The organism is Dethiosulfatibacter sp. (assembly GCF_983023055.1).
Genome location: NZ_CEZJXU010000173.1, coordinates 1 through 4,840 on the forward strand (window position 1 = coordinate 1; position 4,840 = coordinate 4,840).

The window sequence follows — 4,840 nt, forward strand, 5'->3', positions numbered from 1 at the left end:
TCGTTTTACTTTCTTGTGATTTCTATAATACCTGTATCTCCATCAACTATTACATAATCGCCTGTTTTAATTAATTCACAGGGGTTTTGATCTTCTGGGAAGTCTACAACCGTTGGCACCTTGGATATAGCTATTGCCACTCCTGAACTTGAATCGATCCTATTGAATATCAATGCCTTTGGACCTGCTCCAGCAGCCCTGGCAGCTCCAAAGAAGCAGGACCAGCCATTTGAACCTCTGCTGCCGGGAAGGACAAATATAGTATCTTTCAATGATTTTCCCTTATGTAAATGGTTATGCTCTATTATAACTCCAGTCTTTGGGTCGAATCCGCCATATCCCTCTATGCTGTCGGGACATACCATAGCAGTTCCTTCAACCTTTCCAGGCATAACACCTCTACCCTTTATTGTTATTTTTTCCATCTTTGGTCAGCCTCCCATTTTCCCGATATTGCAGCATCGAGACATGCTTTCACATCTCCAAAATATATGTCTGCCTTGGATTTATTTCTAAGGTTTTTGCACATTTTATAGCTGTCAAAAACCATTCCGTGGTACTTGCCTATGTATTCAGGTCCTATGGTAGGAGGGCAGGAGTCAGTAAATATATATCCGCCGGCACTTTCTATAGTCTCCAGATATCCGTTGACTTCTGCCATATGTTTTATTGGATATGATGTCCAAAGACCTAGGTGGACTTTTTCACATATTTTTTTGTCTTTCAAATATTCAGCTATTTCCTTAATGTTGTTTATATCGAGATGTGGACAGCCAATACTAACGAAATCTACTTCATTTTCAGTTTCATCGCAAATATCCATGTATAGGTCCTTCATCATTTTATCAGTAATTGTAATTGTTCCTTTCGACTCATTTCCCTTAAATGCTATTTCCTGTGTCAAAGCTTCAGGTGTATATCCTACGATATGGCAAAGTTCGCAATTGCTTGTAATTGCCACTGAAGTCATCATTTGTCTTAGCTTGTCGAAGGTTATTCTTTTCAAGTTTCCTACAACTACAGGCACTCCACCGTAGGGAAGATTTTTTCCTATTACTGCACCCAGAATGTCGAATTCCTGCTTTGTTTCCACGGGAGTATCAACAACAAAGAGATGGGTACCTCCTCTGTTTTCTTCAACATGCATTCCCCATTTTGGAGTTCTTCCACATATTGATGACCAAAAGGCAGCTTCTATTCCGTCAGCGTTACATCTTGCTCCGAAGAGGGAATTGCCAATTGTTGTAACTCCTGATTCAGTAGTTACGAAATGCTCTCCCATTGCTGGTATCCATCCGTTAAGATAGGGTGTGCAAGTATTAGCAATTATTACTCCTGCCTCAGAAGCCATTTTTAGATAATCAAGGTTCAGCTGATATTTTTCCTTTGTTACATTGAATTCTTCGTGGCAATTCATGTCGCATACACAAACGCAGGACTGTGTGAAACAGTCTGAATCCGTTTCGTTGAAGGGGATGACTTCATCTACACCCAGGTTAATCTTTGAAAATGTCTCCTGGGGATTCTTGATATTCACTACATCAAGATAGCTGTGTGCACCGCAGTATACTGTTGCCTTTGTTATTTCACACAGTTCTTCAGCGCCCAGTATTCTTGCATAATCGATTATATTGCTTAAAGCAGTTTGTTTCAGTTTTCCGTGGTTACCATCAAATATTTCCTGTTCATAAGAAGTTAATTTCACCTTGATTCCTCCTTGATGTATTTATTTATTATTGGATAAAGCAGAGATTTTTGCTCTTCAGTTAATTCATGTTTTTTATAGGAATCAATCCTCTTTTGTATATCTTTTGCAGCCGTTTCAACAATTTTCGGTTTGTCGTTCATAATCCAGCTGTCAAACATTTCACGCTGGAAGTATTTTGGAATCATAAGTTCTTTTTTAAACAATAGTGCTGTTTCCATTTCCAGGAGATAATTACCTCCTGGTCCAATTTTTTTAATTGACTCAAGGCAGAATTCATCGTTGAGCTTATACGAATTGTGCATCTTTTTCATCATTAGTATTATTTGCTCATCAAGAAGAAATTTTTCATAGCTGAACATGTTCAAGGAATCAAGCTCTCCGCATGAATGGTAGATAAGATCTATATTGTTTATTGTTGAAGTATACAATGATATGGCGGATTCCGTACCCGATTGCCAGTCTATTTCCTTGGAATCTGTAAATGCTCCGCCAGCCCTTGTTGGAAGTCCGTAGAAATCACAGAGTCCTTTGATATATGGAATGAAGGAGCTGCTTTCTATACCTCCAATTGCTGGACCTGCATATCTCATGTCCGAAGCAAAGGAGGTGTTGCCGTAGATTACAGGTGTGCCAGGCTTTAGGATCTGTGTAAGAACAATACCTGCCATTATTTCGGCATTGTTTTGAACCAGAGTGCCAGCTACTGTTATAGGACTAGAAAGACCGGGCATTGAACAACATGTTATACATATTGGCTGGTCATAATCAACATAGGCAATTATGGCATCAAGGGAATCTTTATCATACTTTAGAGGGGATAATACGTTCGCAATTCCAAGTATATAGTATTTGTATTCATCGTTGAAAAACTTCTTTGCCAGCTCGATGGATTCAACTGCTTCCTTCTTGTCCGGTGCAAAACCTATAAGTGGTTTTCCCGTAAGCCAAAGAGACAATGCAGTTTTAACTCTCGCGTTTTCTTCGAAGGCAATGTCATCTACTTCAAAAAGGTTTGAATTTGTCATATCAGTAGCTTCACTGGTATCGTTAAGCTTCTGAACATCTATGAAATCCTTTGAGGTAAGGTTTTCCCCTTCTCTACCTTTTAGCATCCGAAGAGCGCCTGATGGTCCTGAAAATACCGGTCCGCTGCCCATTGTGACATTGCTTTCAAGTCCGTTTATTTCAAAACTTTTAGGCATGTCTTTTAGATACTTGTTAAAATCATCCTGTGACATGTAAACCCTGTTTTCTTCAACTTTGAATCCATTGTTTTTGAATATTTCAATGACTTCTGGGTGATTGAATTCAACACCTACGTTTTCAAGTATCCATATTGTGCTTTCATGGAGTTTATGTATTGATTCATCCTTTATTTTAAGATTGCTCATGTATCCTCCCATATGTATGATTTTCAAATCATACATAAATTTTTATTAAAATATATTGATTAATTCTTTATATAGTAATAATATTAAATAAATACAATTAATTCTTATAATAAATAATGAGTAATTGTAAAAAATTAAGTATGATTTGGGAGTAGCTATGGAAAATCAAAAATTTGATATTTTGGAAACGTCCGAAACCTTTGGTAATGTGTCGAAATTCAATATTTTTACAGTGAAGAATAACGGAGTTATATTTGTATCGAAAATCGACAGATTTTACTGTAAAAAATGCAAGTATATAAACAATACCTGTATAAAGAAATGGAGCAGTGGCGGTGAAATTTCAGCCAAGCTTGTTGAGCCATACTATTATCTCTGTCCCTTGAATTATACTTTTATAATCTGTTCCAATTATACATTAGTAGATGAAGGAGCCGTTATCATAGGACCTCTCATTGTAGATGAAGATGGCACCAAGGTAATTGATGAATCAGTGGAAGGTGGAGAGGTGGACAGGGTTAATTCCATAGAACTTACCAGTCATGCTGAAGTATTGTTTGCAGTAATGAATATCAGAACTAAAAAGGACCTCATAGTAAACCGTAAGAAGCAGATATTGCAATCAGAACTCAATGAAAATGTGGAATTGTATCAGAAGATGTCTCACAATTATGAGAGTATTTTTGATTTGGAAAACAAGCTCATAAACTCCGTATCTTCCTGCAACTCAAATGAAAGTGAGGAGATAGTAAACAGGCTTATAACCGTGACATATATAGAAGAAGGATCAAATATAGAGAGAATAAAGAAGCGTTTTACTCAGACAATATATCTAATATCCAGGTCTGTGCTTGAAGAATACATGGAGTATAAGCGAATCGAAGAGCTTAATCTTGAATATATGAGAAAATTAAACATGATTTACAACAGGGAAGACATATATTTATGGCTGAAAGACTCCATAATATCATTGATTGAAGAACTTAAAGATACCTCCAGTCACAAGAATAACATGGTCATATATAAAATCCAGAAATATATTAAGGAAAACTATACTGAAAAGATCAGCTTAAGGGAAATCTCTGAAAAGTTGAACATGAGCTATAATTATTTATCCTATCTTTTTAACAATGAGATGGATATGAAATTCAAGGACTATCTAAGGAAAATTAGGATAAATAAGAGTATGGAACTTCTCGAAAATTCGGATTTTGAAATAAATAGGATAGCTCTTGATGTTGGTTATGCCAACCAGAGTTATTTCACCAAAGCCTTTAAAAGGGAAACTGGAGTAACTCCAAAAAAATATAGATTAACCAAGGGTAAATAAGAAGCTTAATCATTCATGTAAAAGAGCATAAAAAAAGGTTACAAGCTAAACGCTGGAACCATTTTATTTGGTGCACCTGAGAGGAGTCGAACCTCCGGTTTTAACCGAGGTTAGAAAGAAAGTGCTTTCTATTTCACCAATCCGGAAATAGCCTTGAAGGTATTGGTACCTGAATATCTGCATAGTTCAAACAATATGGACTCACAGGTGGAGATGATTGCACCTTCACTTCTCATTCTTTCAACAGCTATGCTCTTGTCGTTTTCCTTTCTTGAAGATATGCAGTCTTCAATCAATACAGGGATATAGCCCTTGTCAATAAGGTCGATAACCGTCTGGAGAACGCATATATGTGATTCAACTCCAGCTACAATAATCCATTTCTTATCCATATCTTTAAATGCTTTGTCA

At 36.7% G+C, this 4,840-nt stretch carries 5 protein-coding genes; 1 reads left to right on the top strand and 4 read right to left on the bottom strand.

Translation table 11 applies throughout. The annotated features are described in order from the left end of the window. Positions 1-5: 5 nt before the first annotated feature. From AC3AX0_RS07255 to AC3AX0_RS07265, 3 genes are read right to left on the bottom strand one after another with little or no spacing between them, the layout of a single operon-like run. Entirely contained in the window at positions 6-425 is a 420-nt protein-coding gene (locus tag AC3AX0_RS07255) for an aconitase X swivel domain-containing protein (RefSeq protein WP_487549639.1), read from the bottom strand. After that, positions 413-1,705: an aconitase X gene (locus AC3AX0_RS07260; protein WP_487549640.1), complete on the bottom strand. Its 1,293-nt coding sequence runs from the start codon at positions 1,703-1,705 to the stop codon at positions 413-415. Before AC3AX0_RS07260 ends, AC3AX0_RS07255 begins: the two co-directional genes overlap by 13 nt. Further along, positions 1,702-3,099 carry a trimethylamine methyltransferase family protein gene (locus tag AC3AX0_RS07265; protein WP_487549641.1) on the bottom strand — a complete coding sequence of 466 codons (1,398 nt, stop codon included), beginning with the start codon at positions 3,097-3,099 and terminating at the stop codon, positions 1,702-1,704. Before AC3AX0_RS07265 ends, AC3AX0_RS07260 begins: the two co-directional genes overlap by 4 nt. 157 nt (positions 3,100-3,256) lie before the next feature. On the opposite strand from AC3AX0_RS07265, the gene AC3AX0_RS07270 reads away from it, so the two are divergent. Then, positions 3,257-4,429, top strand: coding sequence for a helix-turn-helix domain-containing protein (locus AC3AX0_RS07270; RefSeq protein WP_487549642.1), 1,173 nt, complete (start codon positions 3,257-3,259; stop codon positions 4,427-4,429). A 128-nt stretch (positions 4,430-4,557) separates the two neighbouring features. Here the strand turns inward: AC3AX0_RS07270 and AC3AX0_RS07275 are convergent. After that, a partial coding sequence (locus AC3AX0_RS07275) for an isochorismatase family protein (RefSeq protein ID WP_487549643.1) occupies positions 4,558-4,840 on the bottom strand: 283 nt, incomplete at its 5' end.

What these genes read in the sequence shown, in the direction of transcription:
- AC3AX0_RS07255 (WP_487549639.1), bottom strand. Translation starts at nt 425, where the DNA reads ATGGAAAAAATAACAATAAAGGGTAGAGGTGTTATGCCTGGAAAGGTT.
- AC3AX0_RS07265 (WP_487549641.1), bottom strand. Translation starts at nt 3,099, where the DNA reads ATGAGCAATCTTAAAATAAAGGATGAATCAATACATAAACTCCATGAA.
- AC3AX0_RS07270 (WP_487549642.1), top strand. Translation starts at nt 3,257, where the DNA reads ATGGAAAATCAAAAATTTGATATTTTGGAAACGTCCGAAACCTTTGGT.